Raw genomic sequence first — 17697 nt, forward strand, 5'->3', positions numbered from 1 at the left:
CGGACACGCACCGCCCCTGCCGAACCCCGCGGTCGGCAACGGTGCCAGGCCCATGCACCCGGCGCACCCGGGCATGCTCCCGCGGCCGTTATGCTGGCCTCGACATTGATCAGCGGCAAGGAGGGCAGGTGCCGGATGGACGGCAGCAGCGGGACTATCGGAGTGGTCGGCGGCGGCATCGTGGGCATCGCGATTGCCCGTGCCCTGGCACTGCAAGGCCACGGGCAGGTGACCGTCCTGGAGAAGGAAGACCGGGTCGCGCTGCACCAGACCGGGCATAATTCCGGCGTGGTCCACGCCGGCATCTACTATGCGCCAGGTTCCCTGAAGGCGCAGCTGTGCGTGCGCGGACGGGCGATGGTCAAGGAATACTGCCAGGACAAACAGCTGCCCTACCGGGAAGCCGGCAAGCTGGTGGTGGCCGTGGACGACTCCGAACTGGCCGCCCTGGATGTCCTCGAACAACGCTCCCGGGCCAATGACGTTCCCGGCCTGCGCCGGTTGGGCAGCGAGGAGCTGCGCGACATCGAACCCCACGCGGCGGGAATCGCCGCCCTGCATTCGCCGCACACCGCCGTCGTCGACTATGCGGCCATCACCGAAGCCATGGCGGGGGACGTCCGGCAGGCCGGCGGCGCCGTCCTGCCGGGCCACGAGGTGACCGCCATCCGGCGCGACGGCGGCGGGGTGCGCGTCACTGCCGGCGGCGCCGAGTTCGCCTTCGACCGGCTGGTCGTCTGCGCGGGCCTGCAGTCCGACGTCGTGGCCGGCTTCATCGGGGCACCGAAGTCACCGAAGATCCTGCCCTTCCGGGGCGAGTACTGGACGCTGTCGGCGGCCACCAGCATCTGGTCCGCGGGATGATCTATCCCGTTCCGGATCCGCGGTTCCCATTCCTGGGCGTGCATTTCACCCGTGGGATCTACGGGGACGTTCATGTAGGACCCAACGCGGTGCCGGCACTGGCACGGGAGGGGTACCGCTGGCGCAACATTTCACCGCGGGATGTCTGGTCTTCGCTGGCCTGGCCCGGTGCAGGGCCGCTGGCCAAGGCGCATTGGCGGATGGGAGTGAAGGAAGTAGCTGCTTCGGTCATCAAGCCGCTGTATTACCGGCAGGCCCGCCGCTTCATCCCGGAGCTGGAACTTGGCGACCTGGCAGCCAAGGCAGCCACCGGAGTGCGGGCACAGGCCTGGGCCGCGACGGCTCGCTGCTGGACGACTTCGCCATCGACCAGATCGGCCCCGTGACTCTCCTGCGCAATGCGCCCTCGCCCGCGGCTACCTCTGCCCTGGCCATCGCCGAACACATTGCGCGCACCCGGCTGGGCACCCGGCCGGAACCTCCCAATAGGCACGCCGTTTGAACGGCCACCCGTTACCAAACTGTGACCTGACTGGCGGTGCCTGCCGGTAGGCTGGGCGCCATGGGGGAACTTCTTGTCACCGGCGGTGCCGGGTTTATCGGTTCGAACTTTGTCCACTATGTGCTGGAAAACACCGGTCACACCGTCACGGTGCTGGACAAGCTGACCTACGCGGGCAACAAGGCATCGCTGGCGGGACTGCCGGCCGACCGGTGCCGGCTGGTGCGCGGGGATATTGCCGACGCCGCGGTGGTTGATCCGCTGGTGGCCGCCGCCGATGCCGTGGTCCACTACGCGGCGGAATCGCATAACGACAATTCGCTGCACGATCCGGCCCCGTTCCTGGAAACCAACGTGATCGGCACGTACACGCTGCTGGAGGCGGTGCGCCGCCACGGCACCCGGTTCCACCACATTTCCACCGACGAGGTCTACGGGGACCTGGCCCTGGAGGATCCGGCACGGTTCACCGAGGCCACCCCCTACAACCCCTCCAGCCCCTACTCCTCGACCAAGGCCGGCTCGGACCTGCTGGTGCGGGCCTGGGTGCGTTCCTTCGGGGTGCAGGCGACGATCAGCAACTGCTCGAACAACTACGGCCCGTACCAGCACGTGGAAAAGTTCATTCCGCGGCAGATCACCAACGTGATCGACGGCGTGCGGCCGAAACTGTACGGGGCCGGGGCAAACGTGAGGGACTGGATCCATGCCGATGACCACTCCTCGGCCGTGCTCACCATCCTGGAGCAGGGCCGCATCGGCGAGACCTACCTGATTGGCGCCGGCGGGGAGAAGAACAACCGCGACGTCATCGAACTCATCCTCGAAGCCATGGGCCGGCCCCGGGACGCCTACGAGCAGGTCGCGGACCGGCCCGGCCACGACCTGCGCTACGGCATTGATTCCACCAAGCTGCGCACCGAGCTGGGCTGGACGCCCCGCTATTCCAACTTCGAGGCGGGCCTGGCCAACACCATCAAGTGGTATCTGGACAACGAGGCGTGGTGGCGCCCGCAAAAGGCCGCTGCGGAAGCCCGGTACCGGGACCAGGGGCGGTAGCCGTGGAACTGGAGTTCGCCAAGCCGCTGCAGGCGGCGCCCACGCCCATTCCCGGACTGCTGCTGTTCGACCTTCCGGTCCACGGGGACAACCGCGGCTGGTTCAAGGAAAACTGGCAGCGGGAGAAGATGCTGGCCGCCGGGCTGCCGGACTTCGGCCCGGTACAGAACAACATCTCCTTCAACGAGAAGGCCGGCACCACCCGGGGCATCCACGCCGAGCCATGGGACAAGTTCGTTTCCGTGGCGACGGGGCGGATCTTCGGCGCCTGGGTGGACCTGCGCGAGGGGCCGTCCTTCGGCACCGTCTTCACCGCCGAACTCAATGCCGCCACCGCCGTGTTCGTGCCCCGCGGCGTGGGCAACGCCTTCCAGACCCTCGAGGACAACACCGCCTACACCTACCTGGTCAACGACCATTGGAGCGCGGCCGCGCAGGAACAGTACACGTTCCTGAACCTGGCTGACGAGACCGCCGCCATCGACTGGCCCATCCCGCTTCAGCGGGCCGAGCTCTCCGACAAGGACAGGGCCCATCCCCGGCTGGACCAGGTGACGCCGATGCCCGCGAAGAAGATCCTGGTCCTGGGTGCCGACGGGCAGCTGGGCCGGGCCCTGCGCACCGCCTATGCAGGGCAGGCACACGTGGAATTCGCCACCCGGGCCGACTTCGACCTGGCCCACCCCGGAACCTGGCCTGCGCCCCACTGGCGCGGTTACTCGGCCATCATCAATGCCGCCGCGTACACCGCCGTCGACAAGGCCGAAACCGATCAGGGCCGCCGCGAGGCCTGGGCGGTCAACGTCACCGCCGTGTCGGCCCTGGCCAGGATCGCCGCGGCCCACGGCATCACCCTGGTCCACGTCTCCAGCGACTACGTCTTCGACGGCAGCGCCGAAGTCCACGCCGAGGATGAGCCGCCCAGCCCGCTGGGCGTCTACGGGGCGACCAAGGCGGCGGCCGACGCCGTGGTCGCCGTCGTGCCGCGGCACTACATCCTGCGTACCAGCTGGGTGATTGGCGACGGGGCCAACTTCGTGCGGACCATGGCGTCCCTGGCCGGGCGCGGCATCGCACCGGCCGTGGTGGAAGACCAGGTCGGCCGGCTCACCTTCACCGAGGACCTGGCCGCCGGCATCCGGCACCTGCTCGACACCGGCGCGCCCTTCGGCACCTATAACCTGTCGAACACCGGGGACCCGCTCTCCTGGGCGGCCATCGCCCGGAAGATCTATTTGCTGGCCGGCCGGGACGCGGCCGATATCGCCGGCGTCTCCACCGCCGAATACTTCGCGGACAAGGACGCCGCCCCAAGGCCTGCCAGCAGCAGCTTCGACCTGTCCAAAATCACGGAAGCAGGATTCGTCCTCGCTCCGGCCGCCGAACGGCTGGCCGCCTACCTGGCCCGCTGACGGCAGCCGAAACGGCGGCGGGCCACCGGACCCCAGGTCCCGTGGCCCGCCGCCGGCGTCCCGGATGTCAGTGCTGCAGCACGGGCTGGCGCAGCAGCTCAAGCAGATAGGTGCCATACCCGCTCTTAAGCAGCGGCTCGGCGCGCTCGCGCAGCTCCTCGTCGGAGAGGAACCCCTGGCGCCAAGCGACCTCCTCCGGCGCGCCTACTTTAAGTCCCTGCCGGTGCTCGAGCGTACGGATGAAGCCGGAAGCCTCGTACAGGGACTCGAACGTGCCGGTGTCCAGCCACGCGGTGCCGCGCGGCAGGACCTGGACGGACAGTTTGCCCCGGTCCAGGTAGACCCGGTTCACATCGGTGATCTCCAGTTCCCCGCGCGTGGACGGCCGCAGGCTCCTGGCAATTTCCACCACGTCGTTGTCATAGAAGTACAGCCCGGGTACCGCAAAGTTGCTCTTCGGGACCGCCGGCTTCTCCTCCAGGCTCAAGGCGGTGCCGAACTCGTCGAACTCCACGACGCCGTAGGCGGTGGGATCGGCCACCCGGTAGCCGAAGACCGCCGCGCCGTCAATCGTCGAGAAGCGCTGCAGCTGCGCACCCAGCCCCTGGCCGTAGAAGATATTGTCGCCCAGCACCAGGGCCACCGGCCCGGAGCCGATATGGTCCTGGCCCAGCAGGAACGCCTGTGCCAGACCCTCCGGCCGCGGCTGTACCGCGTACGAGAGTGAGATCCCGAAGCGTGAACCGTCGCCGAGCAGGTGCCTGAAGTGCTCCGCATCGTGCGGGGTGGTGATGACCAGGATGTCCCGGATACCGGCCAGGATCAGCGTGGACAGCGGATAGTAGATCATCGGCTTGTCATAGACCGGCATCAGCTGCTTGCTTACGCCCTGGGTGATCGGATGCAGCCGGGACCCCGTTCCCCCAGCCAAGATTATTCCCCGCACGTCGTTCCCCCTGCCTGACGACCAGTTACAGGAAGGCTATGCACCCGGCAGGCGGGGCAGCAACGAATCACCGCAAGATCCGGTAGCAGCGTCCGGAAGCTCGAGTAGCCGCCGGTGTCTTACAAGTAAATACGACCTATGGAACAAGTAGTGTTGCTCCGTGACAGAGTTTTCCCGACATCTACCGGGATTTACTCTTGCTCCCCCTGCGCCGCCGCAAAGCGCAGCACCTCGCGGCAGTGGCCCAGCCAGCAGCAGCTCAAGTTTTCCTAAGCTTCCGGACGGCGTTACGACTATTCGCCCGCAGGCGGTGCGGGTTCAGCTATGCTCGGCGTAATCATGATGCTGTCGGAATCTGAGATCACCGATGGACACATCGATTTGCGGACTGTTCCAGAGGGGAGACCAGTGGCACGCGCAGTTCCGTCACGCATAGAAAACTCGATGTCCACAAACAATCCTTGGCTCTTCCTATCGCCCCATCTCGATGACGCGGTGCTCTCCTGCGGGGCGCTCCTTGAAGCTCAGTCCGGGCGCCGCGAGCTGACGGTCGCGACGGTATTTACCGAATCCGAGCAGCCTCCCCACACCCGGTCCGCACGTGCGTTCATGCGGCTAGCCTCGGTCGAGGATGCCGCAGAGTTATTCGAAGCCCGCCGTGCAGAAGACCGTGCGGTGCTGCGGGACCTGGGCGCGAAGGACCTGCACCTCGGCGCCACCGATGCCATTTACCGGCGACGGCGCCAGCCCCGCATCGGCGTCAAGCCACTGGGTCACCTCCTGCCAGAACTGGTGCACCGATACCCGACCTACCGGTTGAACATCGTCGGCGGTCGCATTTCGCGCGGGGATCGGAGCCTCATGGCCACGCTGGGCGGCAGGATCGCCGAACTGATGGAACAGACGAAGGCAGAGCTTATCTTCTGCCCGCTCGGGGTTGGCAGGCACGTAGACCACCTGGTCACCCGAGCCCTTGGCGCGGCTTTCCCCGAGCGGGTCGTCTACTATTCAGATTTCCCGTACAACCAGTCTTCGGGGCCGGATCCGGCGTTCGTTGCCGAGCATCGGCTGGATCCGTGGCTTTGGGACGACGGGCTCACGGACAAGGAACGGTGGATCCGTGGATACGTCACCCAGGCAGACGCGTTGTTCCCGGAGGGCAGCATTCCGGTGGTACCGGAAACATATTTCGCAGCGTCCTGACCCGGTTCTCAGCTCGCGCCGAGTAGCGATTCTTCCAGGGCAACCCACGCGAGCATCGCGCACTTGACCCGTGCCGGGTAGCGGGCGACGCCGGCAAAGGCCGCCGCATCGCCCAGGATCTCCTCGTCCGCTTCGACGGTACCTCGCGAACGCATTACCTCGCGGAAATTGTCCACCAGCTTCAGCAGTTCGTCCCGGTCCATGCCTTTGGCCAGGTCGTGAAGTACGGAGGCGGAAGCCATCGAAATGGAACAGCCCTGCCCTTCCCAGCTAAGCCCCGAAACGGTGTGGGCCCCCTCGGAGGTATGCACCGAGGCGCGCAGGGTGATTTCGTCGCCGCAGGTGGGGTTGAGCATGTGGGACTCCCCCACCCGGTCCCCGGCCGGTGCCTCCGCCAGCCCCGCGCCATGCCGGGACTTGGCATGGTCCAAGATGATCTGCTGGTAGAGCTGCTGCAGGTCGGAACTCATTTACTGGTTACCTCACACTTCACTTAGCTGCACCAAAGAACTTCCGCACGCCGGCCACGGCCTCCAGGAACACATCCACATCGTCAGTGGTGTTGTACAGGTAGGTACTGGCGCGGGTGGTGGAGACCAGCCCCAGCCGTCGGTGCAGCGGCTGCGCGCAGTGGTGTCCCACGCGCACCGCGATTCCCTTGTCGTCCAAGAACTGGCCGACATCGTGCGAATGCACCCCGTCTACGTCGAAGGCGGCCAGTCCGATCCGTTCAAGTCCGGTCTTCGGCCCCACCACACGGATACCCTCGATGGCTTCGAGACCGGCGACCAGCCGCTGGCCGAGGTGTGCCTCCCACGCATGGATCCGGTCCATCCCCGTCTCGCTCAGGTAATTCACCGCGGCGGCCAGGGCCACGGCCTGGGAGATTTTCTGCGTGCCGGCCTCGAAGCGCTGCGGGGCCGGCAGGTATTCCGCCTGCTCCATAGTCACCGTGGTGATCATGGAACCTCCGGTCAGGAACGGCGGCAGGGAATTGAGCAGTTCCGCCTTGCCGTAAAGCGCGCCGATGCCGGTGGGGCCGAGCATCTTGTGCCCCGAGAAGGCGGCGAAGTCCACGTCCAGGGCCTTCACATCCACCGGCAGGTGAGGCACGGACTGGCAGGCGTCCAGCACCACGAAGGCGCCATGCTCCCGTGCCATACCGACCAGGGTTTCGACAGGGTTGATGGTGCCGAGCACGTTGGAGGCGTGCGTGAAAGCCAGGATTTTGGTGCGCGGGCCGATCACCTTCGCGGCCTCTTCCAGCCGCAACGCGCCGTCGTCGTCCACCGGGATGTAGCGGAAGGTCGCACCGGTGCGGAATGCAAGCTCCTGCCACGGGATGAGGTTGGCGTGGTGTTCCATCTCGGTGGCCACGATCTCGTCCCCCGGGCCCAGCCGGAAACGCTCGGCTGCCGCCCGCCCGCGGCCGGCGCCGGCATTGGAGAAGGCATAGGTGATCAGGTTAAGGGCCTCGGTGGCGTTGGAGGTCCACACGATCTCGTTGCTCCGCGCACCGACGAAGCGGGCCACGGACTCCCGGGCGGCCTCGAAGACCTCGGTGGCCTCCACTGCCAGGGAGTGCGCGCCGCGGTGCACCGCGGCGTTGCGCTGTTCGTAGAATTCCTGCTCAGCTTCCAGGACACTGACCGGATTCTGCGAGGTAGCCCCCGAATCCAGGTAGACCAGCGGATGCCCGTTGACCTGCAGGCCCAGGATCGGGAAGTCGTTGCGGATGCGCAGCACCTCGGCATTGTCCAGTGCCGTGACAGCGTGCTTGAGCGTAAGGGGTGTTGACACCAGGGGCGCCATGGGGCCTCCTTCATTGGCTGCTGCACTTGCCTCCCATTACGCAAGACAAGTCTGCTCTAATAATCCCACGCTCTCCGGGGCGCGTCATGTGAGCGGAACCTAAGTTCCCGCCCGCACGCGCCGCGGCTCAGCCAGGGACGCCGGTTCCGGAGAGGACTGTCGGGCCAGGACGGACCTGCCGATGGCCGATGTAGCGGCGACAGGCAACCGCATCCGTAGCCTGGCCGGTCAGACCGTGCTGATTTTCCGGAATTCGACGGGCACTTCGCCGTCGTAGTTCTTGGTTAAGGAAAAGTAACCGCCGCGGAAAGCATCGTTGCGCACAGTGTCCCGCCATCTGGTTCCGTCGGTTCGGCCGTACCCGATATTGATGGGCGTCACATCGACCCGGAAGCTCATCCATTCACCCGGGCGGGGCTTGTCCGTCTGCATGGTGCCCAGCCGCTTGCCGTTCACCTGCCCCGGATCGCGGCTGAAGAGTTCCAGTTCCCCGGAGGCACGAATCACCAGATGGTAGCCGCCGACCTCGCTCAGTTGAAACACCCGGTACGGCTGGTCGCCAGCCTGGCCAAAAGCCAGCCCGGCGTGCTCGCGGTCCCCCGGAAGGTTTTCCGGCCAACGCATCTGGAACTGGATGCCGTAGATATTCTTCGGCAGCGGGCACATCGAGCCCATGCAATAACTCGAGCTTCCGGGGCCGGCCAAGGCAAGACTGGCCGGCCCCGGCTGGATCAGCGGCTGCCGGCTCCAACTGCCGTCCACCTCCCATGGCAGGTCGCCTGCGGCCCGCAGGCCGGTGCCGAACTGGTCCGACTGGTAGCGTGCGTCCGCAGAGGCCACGTACGGAATGTTGGAGCACATCATGCCCGAGACGCCCAGGCGCAGGAGCCGGTCCCGCATGGAGCGGGTATGCACCGCCCAGCAGATCACTGGCTTGCCTGTGGAAACCATCGTCCGGATGACCTCGTCCGAAGCTGTGTGGTGCACCCCGAGATAATCAAAGCGCGGTTCCAGTTCATCGATCCGGTCGTAGAGATCATCGCCGAAGTAGCCCCAGGTCCTGTAGCCTCTGCCGGATGCCATGGCCACCCGGCCGGCCGTGGCTTCCTGCTTCCAGACGAAGTGGCTGCGTGAGTCGGGGTAGCTGTCCATCAGATCCAACAACGCACGGGCGTTGCTGCCCTGTTTGTCCTCGATGAAGATCACGTGGGAGGCGGCATAGGCGTCCAGTACGTCCTTCAACAACGCGATCGGCTCCCGGGGACTGGCGGGGCCGAGCCATGCGCGGGCATCGTTGCGCAAGCCTGCCAAGACGCTGTACGGAGTGTCGGCAATGACCAGATTGCTGCCGGTCAGCCGGGCGGTGTCACTGTCATGATGGCAGACCAGGACGCCGTCGCTGGTGGCGTTGACGGAAACTTCGATCGCCATGGACCCCGCCGCGACCGCCTGGGCGTAAGCCAGTCCGGTATGCTCCGGCCAGTTGTCCCCGGAACCGCGGTGGGCAATGTAATACGGTCTGCGGTCCAGCAGTTCCGCAATCGTGTAGGCCGCCTGGCCCGGGACAGCTCCGCTCGGCTTGTCCGGCGTGCAGCCGGACAGCAGTGCCAGCGACGAGGCAGCAACAAGCAGCCGCCTCCTGGTCAGGTATGGTGATTCCGCCGTCATGGTTCTTCGTTTCCCCCGCTTGAGAAAGGCCTGTCCAAAGGCAACCAGCGCCCTGGTCACCGGCATCATGTCTTTAGGCATTTGATCATAGACTTCCGCGCTGCGGCGGTAGGGATCGACGGCGCCGTCGTCCCCTTCATCGCCGGCCGGCGTTTCCGGCCGCACGGCCGGTGGCCATGCGACGAGCGGCCGTCGCCGGTCGGCCGGGGTACCCGCGGCGGAACGAGGCCCGCCGGTGTCTGCGCTGCCGGCTGCGCACCCTGCCCTTGGCCGGCCCGTCCCCGTGCCGCCGTGTGTATGCTGGGCACATCACAGTCGATGCCACGCGCCTGGGGCGCATTCTGGGGGGAATGCCATGACGTCAATCAATGATCCGCTGCGTGTTCTTGTGGCCCATCCGTCCGCGGACCTCTACGGTTCGGACCGGGTGCTTCTCGAAACCGTCCAGGCCCTGCTGGAGCGCGGGGATCGGGTCGCGGTGGCCCTGCCCGGGCCGGGGCCGCTGGTGGCCGAACTGCAGGGGCGCGGCGCCCTGGTGGAGTACTGCCCGACCCCGGTGCTGCGCCGGTCGCTGCTCTCGCCGGCCGGCCTGCTGCGCCTGTCCGGTGAAAGCCTGCGCGGCTTCCGCGCCGGACTGCAGGTGCTGCGCCGCTACCGTCCGGATGCCCTGTACGTGAACACCGTGACTGTTCCGCTGTGGCCGCTACTGGGTCGGCTGGCCCGCGTGCCCACCGTGACCCACGTCCACGAGGCCGAGCGCCACACCTCCCGCAAGCAGCAGCTTGCCTTGGCCCTGCCCTTGCTGCTGGCCAACAGCATCGTAGCCAACAGCCGCTTCACTGCCGACACTTTGGGGCATGTCCTGCCGGCCCTGCGCGGACGGGCCCGCGTCGTCTACAACGGCGTACCGGGACCGGCGTCGCCGCCGCCCGCCCGGCCCGCGCTCGACGGCCGCCTGCGCGTGGCCTATGTCGGCAGGCTGTCGCACCGGAAGGGAGTGGACGTAGCGCTCGACGCCGTGGCGCAGCTGCGCCGGCGCGGGGTAGACGCATCCCTGGACATCGTCGGCGCCGCGGTCCCCGGCTACGAAGACTACGAACAGCTGCTGCGCCACCGGGTGCAGAAGCTGGGGCTCGGGCAGGACGTGGTCTTCCACGGGTTCCAGCCGTACCCGTGGGACATCCTCGCCGGAGCCGACGCCGCGGTGGTGCCCTCGCGGCTGGACGAGTCCTTCGGCAACACCGCCGTGGAGGCCGTGCTGGCTTCCCGTCCGCTGGTGGCCAGCTCGGTTCCCGGGCTCCGCGAGGCGGCCGAGGGGTATGCCAGCGCCCAGTTCGCCGCCCCCGGGGACGCCGCCGGGATGGCCGACGCCCTGGAACGAATCGTCACGGACTGGGACCGTTACCGTGCCGCCGCGGCCCTCGATGCCGCCGCCGCCGTCGAACGCCACGCACCGCGGCGGTACCGGCACAGCATCGCCGCGGCCGTTGCCGAAGCGGCCGGTCCGCGCGGCTGACCCGGCAGAGCACAAACAAGGCGGGGCGGGGCCTGTTGGTCCCACCCCGCCCTTGCTCCCGCGGCGTCAGCCCGTGGCCTTCACCACCAGGTCATCGAACGAGGCGACAATCGGCGTGTTGGTCGAGGAAGCGGAGGCGTAGACACTCAGTCCGACCGCTCCCGGAGCCTGCAGCTCCGCAGTCGAGTCAGTGGCGGTCACCTGCCAGTCGGCCGGCTCCTCCGTCCCCACCGGCCAGACCTTGGCCTGGACCGTGGTGGGCGAGGCCCCCGTGACCTGCAGGCGCAGCTGCAGCTGCTGCCCGGCCACGTAGGTCAGTCCGGGGATCGTGGCCTGCCGCAGGACGGTTTCCGTGGAACCGACCACACGCTGGGCCTGCAGCACCACCGATCCGGTCGAGGTCACCCTGGCGGCTGCCAGGTACTGGCCGGTAGTGCCCACCTGGCGTCCCGTCATCTCCACGTAGGTGCCGCCGCCGGTGGTCGGCTTGTCCAGCGCGAACTTCACGCTGGCATCCGTGCCCGCAGCGGAGACCGTGTTCAGGGAGGCACCGGGGCCGTGTCCGGCGGAATTCATCCGGATCTTCCCGATACCGTCGACCACGTTGAAGTTCGTGGCGGATCCACGCAGAGTCCAGGCGCCGCCCGTGTCGGCACTACCCCAGCCCGATGTCAGGGCGCGTCCAAAGGCGTCCGCGGCCACGTTGACCGCGGGCGGCGGACCGGCCTCCACAGTGATGTCCTGCGTCGTGCTGCGCTCGGCGCCGTCATCGTCGGTCACGGTCAGCTTCACGGTGTAGGTGCCCGCCGCAGTGTAGGTGTGCGACGCGGTCACGCCGCTGCCGGTTGCGCCGTCGCCGAAGTCCCAAGCGTAGCCGGCAATGGTGCCGTCCGGATCGGTCGAGGCCGAGGCATCCACGGCCAGTGCCAGCTCGTTGGCCGCCGCGCTGAAGGACACGGTGGGAGCGACGTTGGCCGGTGTCCCGGTGCTGCCGGCGGTGTAGTGGTTCTGCACCTGGGCGGCGCTGAGCACCTTCGGGTAGACCGCCACCTCGTCGATGTCACCGGCGAAGTAGGCGCTGGTCGGGCGCGGGCTCCAACGGCTCAGGCTGTCTCCGCCAATCCGCCAGTACCCCATCACGTTCTGGCCCTTGGCCACATCGGCCCGTTGGGCCACCAGCTGTCCGTCGACGAAGAGCTGCATGCCGTTGTCGCCAAGCGTCGTTGCGGCATGGTGCCACTGGCCGTCATTGTAGGCGGCGGTGCTGTTGATGCTCAGCCGCACGCCGTTCTGCATCACCCCGAAGTACAGCTGGCCGGTATTAGCCATGTACAGGTGCCGGTCCATCAGGTCCGAGTTGACGGTGGTGGAGTTGGCGTAGCCGATCAGCTTGCCGCCGCGGATGGTCGTGGTGCGGAACCACAGCTCCGTGCTGAACTTGTTCGGCGGCTGCACCCGAGAGGTGGTGGAGGCAGAGCCCCCCGTGGCGCCCGAGAAGGTGGCAGCGGTGTTGCCATCACCTGCTACCGCACCCGCGGTGCCCAGCACAGCCCCGGCGTTCAGCGTCACATCGTCATTGCCGGCCATGTCGATTCCCACGGTTCCGCCGGATTCGCCGAGCCGCCAGTAGTTGGCTGGTTCGTCCGCCTTGATCGTGTCGGCGTAGGTACTGACCGCCGGATCTTCCGCCGCCGCCGTGACAGCGACCGTATTGCCGCGGACCTCGACGCCGGTGGGGTCAGTGGCGAAGATGCGGTAGCTGTACTGCCGGCCCGGGACCAGCCCAGTGTCCAGGAAGCTCATGCCCGGCCGGTCCCAGAAGGTCGATTCCAGGCTGGTGGTGTAGACCGGGTTGGCCGCATTGCCGTCCCGGATCACCTTGTAGGTGATCTTCTTGTTGTCCATGTCCCAGTTCGCCTGCCAGCGCACGCGCACCGTGCCGGCCTTCGGCGAGGTGAGGGTGGGCGTGAACTGCGCTCCGCTGGCTTCCGGTCCGCGCTGGTTGGGCGCGCCCTGGCGCACCGTGTAGCGGACCAGGCCCTGCTGCGCCACACCGTTGACCCGCGTGAACTCGCCGCCCATCACCACGTACTGGTCATTGCCGGTGACCGACCAGGGTCCCTGGAACTGGCCGGTGAAGGTGCCGGTGTTCATGTTCGGGAACCAGTTCTGCAACTGCGGCCGCGGCAGGCCTTCGAAGTTGGTGTAGTCGTACAGTTCCCGCTTGATGGTGCCGCCCACCGCCTTGCTGAAGGCTAGGCCGCGGTTGTACTGCCAGTCGATCTCCTGCGGGAAACCGTCCACGTTCGCACAATTGTGCGGATGCCCGGCCAGGTAGACCAGATCGCGGCTGCCCGCATAGACCGAATAGGAGTCACCATGGCAGTCCTCAAGCCATTCGGTTTCCAGATCGGACCATTTGATGGAGACCACGCCTTCCAGTGTGCTGATCCGGCCGAACGTGTAGCCGCTGGCATAGAAGTTCGTCCCGTCCGACGTCAGGCTGGTGATGGCACCGTTGGTATCGCCGTTGCGGACGTACTCGTTGGCTGGGAGCGGGAATTGGGTTCCGGTCACCGCATCCAGCACGCCAAGCCCGTACCCGGGATGATCCGAACCGTTCAGCGAGGTGAACGCACCGCCGACGGCAATCTTGGAGGCGTCCGGGGACAGGGCCAGCCCGTTGACCTGGCCGTTCGCCGCCACCGGGGCCCAGTTCAGCAGCGCGGCATCGGACGCCCGCACGGCTGCCAGCCGCGTACGCGTCACGCCGCCCACGAAGTTGAACTCGCCGCCGAAATACACGGTGCTGTTCGTAGCCGCAATGGCGCGGACGGATGCGGAGGGCTGGGGCCGGAAGCTCTGGACCAGCGCGCCGGTGGACGGGTTCAGCGCCACCAGGCGCGACACCGCCGTGGTTCCGTTGTATTGCGTGAATTCACCGCCCACGTACAGCCGCGAACCGTCCGGCGAGGCCGCGAGCGAAAGCACCTGGGCATTGAACCTCGGGGCGAAGGAACCGATCAGCTCGCCGGTGGTGAGGTTGTAGGCCAGGATGTTCGCCCTGGCCACCTCGTTGGTCCCGGCCGGTGAACCGGCCGGGCGGGCAGAGCTGAAATTCCCGCCGACGTAGACGGTATTGCCGATGATCACCTGCGACCAGACAACGCCGTTGATCTGCACGGTGGGCAGCCGGTCTGCGCTGACGGTGGCCGGGGTGAGCGGATCCGCAGGATTTGTGGGAACAGTGTCCGCGTTCGCGGACGGTATACCGGCGACGGCCATGGAAGCGGCCAGTGCGGCGGAGGATAGAAGGATGGCGCTCCTGCGCCAGGGAATGTGCATAGCTATCCTGCCTTTCTCGGGGCTGCGCCTTCGAACGCAACCACAGTCTCGGACACAGAGAAGTTCAGGTGAATGCGCACCTGTTCCCGCTGGTCCTCGGGGACTTGGAAAACGAAGGTGCCGGAGGCGCTCTTGCCTGCCGCAACCGCTTTCGGGAAGCCGCTGGCGCCGGAACCGTTGAGTTCGATGGCAGGCAGCTTTTGTGCACCTGCCTCTACCGTGACGTCGGCAGCGTCCAACTTCAGCGCCTTGGCCGATGTGTTCCGCACTTCCAGCGAGAAGCGGATGGCCGGGCCGGCGATTTCGCCGATGCCGTCGGCTTTCGCCTCGATCGCCTCGATCTTGGAAACGCTGACGGTTCCGCCGTCGATCTGGGCGGCCTGTTCCAGCTGGACGGCCGGGGCGATGGGCTTCGACTTGGCCGCCAGTTCCGCGTCTTTGGCCACCGCGAGCGAACCCACCGGCTCCTTGGCCGGCTTTTCCCCGCTGTCCTTTGTCGCCGTGCCGGTTTTCGTTTTGGCTTCGCCGGAATTCGTCTTGGAGACTGGTTTATCGGCAGTGCCCTTGGCACTGCCGCCGGCCTTGCCAGTCTGCTCCGGTGCCGCAGCAGAAGCCTGGGTGCCGGCTGGCGACGGCGCCGCCGCCGGTTCCGGTCCGGCGCCGGACGACCAGACCACAGCCACTGCCGCAGTCGCCGCTGCCGCGCCGATCAACAACGCGGCGATACCGCGCCGCCGGGGCTGCCGGGGCTGCCGGGGCTGCCGGGGGCCCATAATGCCGTCGTCGGGCAGGTCCGCCTCGTCCAGCGGTCCCTCGCTGCCGTTATGCATGGCGTCCTCCTTCCGACGCAGCAGCAGCCGCTGGATCCAGGCGCCGCATTTCCCGGAACCACTTCACGCAGGCCAGCACCAGGTACGCCAGGTTCGCGGCAAAGAACAGCGTGTACAGTCCCATGAACACCAGCGGTGCGCCGATGAAGAGGAAGACGAAACAGAGGAAACCGTAGTCCGTGGGCAGCAGGGCCAGTGACTTCAACCGGGACCCGATCCGGCGTGGGATGGCAGCACCTGCCTTGAGGAAATGGTTCTTCCGCAGTTGTTCGGTGAGGATCATGGCCAGGAAGGCGACGGCGTCCACGAGGCAGTACGCGACCGGCACGAGCAGCCAGACCGGATCGTCCAGCCCGAAGGTACGGTAGGCACATACCAGCACCGCCAAATGCAGAGCGGAAGCCTTGATGCTGTCCAGTACGTGGTCCAGCCACTCGCCGCAGAGGGAGCCGCCGCCGCGCAGCCGGGCCACCTGCCCGTCCGCGGAATCGAAGGCGTATCCGATGGCCAGGCCTGCCCAAACTACGGGTCCGGTCCAGCCAGCCGGTCCGCTGTCCCCGGCCGGCGCCGCGGCCAGCAGCGTGATGGCGGAGAATGTAAAGGCGGCGCTTATGGTGCTGACCATGTTCGGGGTCAGGCCGGCCCGGTATGCCCCGGCTGCAAGCAGCCGCCCGGCCCGCCGGTTGACCAGGACCGAGTAGGCAGGGGTCCCCGGGGTCGCCGCCTTCTGGGCGCCGGCGAGGGCCCGGACGGTCTCGCGGTAGCCCGGTCGGACCTCGGATCGTCCGAGCATCTGCCCGGTCATTTCACACCTGCCGGGTCCCGGTCCGCTGCAGCTGCGACTGGACGGCGCCGGCCTCCGCTCGACCGGACGGCACGCTCGGCCAGGTCGCGGCAGAGGGTCTCATAGCCGTCCGTCACTATGTCCCAGTCATACCGGACGGCACGCTGCTGCCCCATCCTGCCCCGGGCCATGGTCTCGCCCGGGAGTTCCTCGGCGTCGACCGCAAGCTCGGCGACCTGCGCAGAGGTGGAGAAATAGCGGCCGGCCTCGGCGAGCACTTCCCGGTTGAAAGTGACGTCGAAGGCGTTGGTGGGTGCCGCGGCACCGATGGCCCGCAGCAGGGACGGGTTGGTCCCGCCTACCGAATGGCCATGCCAGTAGACCAGGGCATTGGCGTAGAGCTGGTCGAGCAGCTCCTGGTCCCACACTCCGCCGAGGAACCTGACGCGCCCGTCCGCCCGGTCCCGGACCTGCCGGGTGTACTCGTCCCCGTAGGGACTGCCGCCGACCACGATCAGCGGCAGCTGCGCCCCGCTGGCCACATAGCCTTCCACGATCAGGTGGACGTGGTTCTCCGGTTCGAAGCGGGCCACCACCAGGTGGTACCGGCCCGGCTCCAAGCCGAGCTCGGCCAGCCGGCCATGCCGGCGCTCGATGATTGGCGCCCCATAGGAGATCAGCCGGGTGTCCGCGCCGAACTGCTCGGCGTAGTAGTCTTGGATTCCTGCCGCGTCCGCAATCAGGGCATCGGACCAGCGCACCGCCATGGACTCAGCCAGCCGGTAGTACTTCTTGCCGCCCGGCCCCCATTTGGCCCGCTTCCACTCCAGCCCGTCCACGTGCGTGGCCACGGGGATCCGCGCTGCTCGCAACAGCGGCAGCCACGGGGCATTCGCGGCATTGAATACTACCGCCGCATCCACTCTGTGCGCCGCCAGATGGGCTGCGGACAAGCCGGAATGGCTAAGCGTCTCCAGGCTGCGCCGACGCATTGCCGGCAAGTGCACCAGCCGCATCCCAGCGTACTCTCGTAGGCTGGTGTCCGCACCGGTGGTGTTCCGGCAATAGACCACCACTTCATAGCCGCGGGCGGCCAGCCGCCGGCCCACCTCGTCCACGCACGTCTCAAAGCCACCGTAGCGAGCAGGGACTCCCCGCGTTCCCATCAAGGCAATGCGCAGCGGACGCCGTTTTTCAAATGGTGTTGACATATTCCCATCCCCAGCATGGTTTTCGTCTTTGTAGGGTTTTGTGCGGCCGGGCCACCGATGGCCCGGCCTGCTACTCATTCACCGCCGAGGCGGAATTGCTCCGGTCCGGCACGGATCCGTTGAGGGCGGCCAGGGCTTTGCGCAAGGCCGTGCTTGAGGTGTGCATCGTGTACGGAAAATAGACAACGGAGACTCCTACGGATGCGAAATCACGTTCGAGCCTGCGGCCCTTCTCGGTGTTCTTCCAATCGTCGCCTTTGAAAAAGACGTCGAAGCCGACCTCGGTCCAGGTCTGCAGCCGGTCCGGCGAAACTTCGGCCACAGCCTCATCCACATAACTGATGTGCCGGACGATTTCCAGACGTTCCTGCAACGGAACCACGGGATAGCGGCCCTTGGTCGCGTAGCAAATTTCGTCCGAGACAACGCCGGCGACCAGATAATCACAACGCGAGCGCGCCTGGCGCAAAATGTTCAGATGCCCAACATGGAACAGGTCGAACGCTCCGGCGGCATAGCCAACTACAGTCATGGTTCCCCCAAGG

General features: G+C 67.0%; 15 protein-coding genes. 6 read left to right on the top strand and 9 right to left on the bottom strand.

The window, feature by feature from the left end:
- Positions 1 to 135 precede the first annotated feature (135 nt).
- The 4 genes from LVY72_RS24530 (at position 136) to LVY72_RS01245 (ending at position 3837) form a co-directional block, all read left to right on the top strand.
- On the top strand, positions 136 to 864 hold the full coding sequence (locus tag LVY72_RS24530) for an FAD-dependent oxidoreductase (RefSeq protein WP_308190658.1): 729 nt from the start codon (positions 136 to 138) through the stop codon (positions 862 to 864).
- Positions 861 to 1250: an FAD dependent oxidoreductase family protein gene (locus LVY72_RS24535; protein WP_308190659.1), complete on the top strand. Its 390-nt coding sequence runs from the start codon at positions 861 to 863 to the stop codon at positions 1248 to 1250. Before LVY72_RS24530 ends, LVY72_RS24535 begins: the two co-directional genes overlap by 4 nt.
- Positions 1251 to 1426: 176 nt before the next feature.
- Positions 1427 to 2425, top strand: coding sequence for a dTDP-glucose 4,6-dehydratase (rfbB, locus tag LVY72_RS01240; protein ID WP_237817632.1), 999 nt, complete (start codon positions 1427 to 1429; stop codon positions 2423 to 2425).
- A 2-nt stretch (positions 2426 to 2427) separates the two neighbouring features.
- Positions 2428 to 3837: a sugar nucleotide-binding protein gene (locus LVY72_RS01245; protein WP_237817633.1), complete on the top strand. Its 1410-nt coding sequence runs from the start codon at positions 2428 to 2430 to the stop codon at positions 3835 to 3837.
- A gap of 67 nt (positions 3838 to 3904) precedes the next feature.
- Here the strand turns inward: LVY72_RS01245 and rfbA are convergent, their stop codons facing one another.
- Positions 3905 to 4783 (bottom strand): glucose-1-phosphate thymidylyltransferase RfbA, encoded by an 879-nt coding sequence (rfbA, locus tag LVY72_RS01250; protein ID WP_237817634.1) that lies wholly within the window; start codon positions 4781 to 4783, stop codon positions 3905 to 3907.
- A 444-nt stretch (positions 4784 to 5227) separates the two neighbouring features.
- Between rfbA and LVY72_RS01255 the strand changes: the two genes are divergently transcribed.
- On the top strand, positions 5228 to 5986 hold the full coding sequence (locus LVY72_RS01255) for a PIG-L deacetylase family protein (RefSeq protein WP_237817635.1): 759 nt from the start codon (positions 5228 to 5230) through the stop codon (positions 5984 to 5986).
- A gap of 8 nt (positions 5987 to 5994) precedes the next feature.
- On the opposite strand, the gene sufU is transcribed toward LVY72_RS01255, so the two are convergent.
- The 3 genes from sufU to LVY72_RS01270 all read right to left on the bottom strand — a co-directional run bounded on the left by sufU (position 5995) and on the right by LVY72_RS01270 (position 9466).
- The gene (gene sufU / locus LVY72_RS01260; RefSeq protein WP_237817636.1) at positions 5995 to 6456 is read right to left on the bottom strand and encodes a Fe-S cluster assembly sulfur transfer protein SufU; all 462 of its coding nucleotides are present in this window, start codon (positions 6454 to 6456) and stop codon (positions 5995 to 5997) included.
- A 19-nt stretch (positions 6457 to 6475) separates the two neighbouring features.
- Entirely contained in the window at positions 6476 to 7798 is a 1323-nt protein-coding gene (locus LVY72_RS01265) for an aminotransferase class V-fold PLP-dependent enzyme (protein WP_237817637.1), read from the bottom strand.
- Between the two features lie 228 nt (positions 7799 to 8026).
- Positions 8027 to 9466 (bottom strand): glycerophosphodiester phosphodiesterase, encoded by a 1440-nt coding sequence (locus LVY72_RS01270; RefSeq protein WP_237817638.1) that lies wholly within the window; start codon positions 9464 to 9466, stop codon positions 8027 to 8029.
- 355 nt (positions 9467 to 9821) lie between these two features.
- Between LVY72_RS01270 and LVY72_RS01275 the strand changes: the two genes are divergently transcribed.
- A complete protein-coding gene (locus LVY72_RS01275; RefSeq protein ID WP_237817639.1) occupies positions 9822 to 10982 on the top strand; it encodes a glycosyltransferase in 1161 nt (386 codons plus the stop codon).
- 66 nt (positions 10983 to 11048) lie between these two features.
- On the opposite strand, the gene LVY72_RS01280 is transcribed toward LVY72_RS01275, so the two are convergent.
- The 5 genes from LVY72_RS01280 to LVY72_RS01300 all read right to left on the bottom strand — a co-directional run bounded on the left by LVY72_RS01280 (position 11049) and on the right by LVY72_RS01300 (position 17684).
- Entirely contained in the window at positions 11049 to 14327 is a 3279-nt protein-coding gene (locus tag LVY72_RS01280; RefSeq protein ID WP_237817640.1) for a PKD domain-containing protein, read from the bottom strand.
- A 2-nt stretch (positions 14328 to 14329) separates the two neighbouring features.
- Entirely contained in the window at positions 14330 to 15157 is an 828-nt protein-coding gene (locus LVY72_RS01285) for a hypothetical protein (RefSeq protein WP_237817641.1), read from the bottom strand.
- Complete coding sequence (locus LVY72_RS01290) at positions 15150 to 15950, bottom strand: CDP-alcohol phosphatidyltransferase family protein (RefSeq protein WP_237817642.1); 801 nt, start codon at positions 15948 to 15950, stop codon at positions 15150 to 15152. The genes LVY72_RS01285 and LVY72_RS01290 overlap by 8 nt, the downstream gene beginning before the upstream one ends.
- Positions 15951 to 15958: 8 nt before the next feature.
- Positions 15959 to 17152, bottom strand: a complete 1194-nt coding sequence (locus LVY72_RS01295; RefSeq protein WP_237817643.1) for a DUF1972 domain-containing protein — start codon at positions 17150 to 17152, stop codon at positions 15959 to 15961.
- A 70-nt stretch (positions 17153 to 17222) separates the two neighbouring features.
- Positions 17223 to 17684 carry an FAD synthase family protein gene (locus tag LVY72_RS01300; RefSeq protein WP_237817644.1) on the bottom strand — a complete coding sequence of 154 codons (462 nt, stop codon included), beginning with the start codon at positions 17682 to 17684 and terminating at the stop codon, positions 17223 to 17225.
- Between the last annotated feature and the right edge of the window lie 13 nt (positions 17685 to 17697).

Source organism: Arthrobacter hankyongi (genome assembly GCF_022012395.1).
Taxonomy (GTDB): domain Bacteria; phylum Actinomycetota; class Actinomycetes; order Actinomycetales; family Micrococcaceae; genus Crystallibacter; species Crystallibacter hankyongi.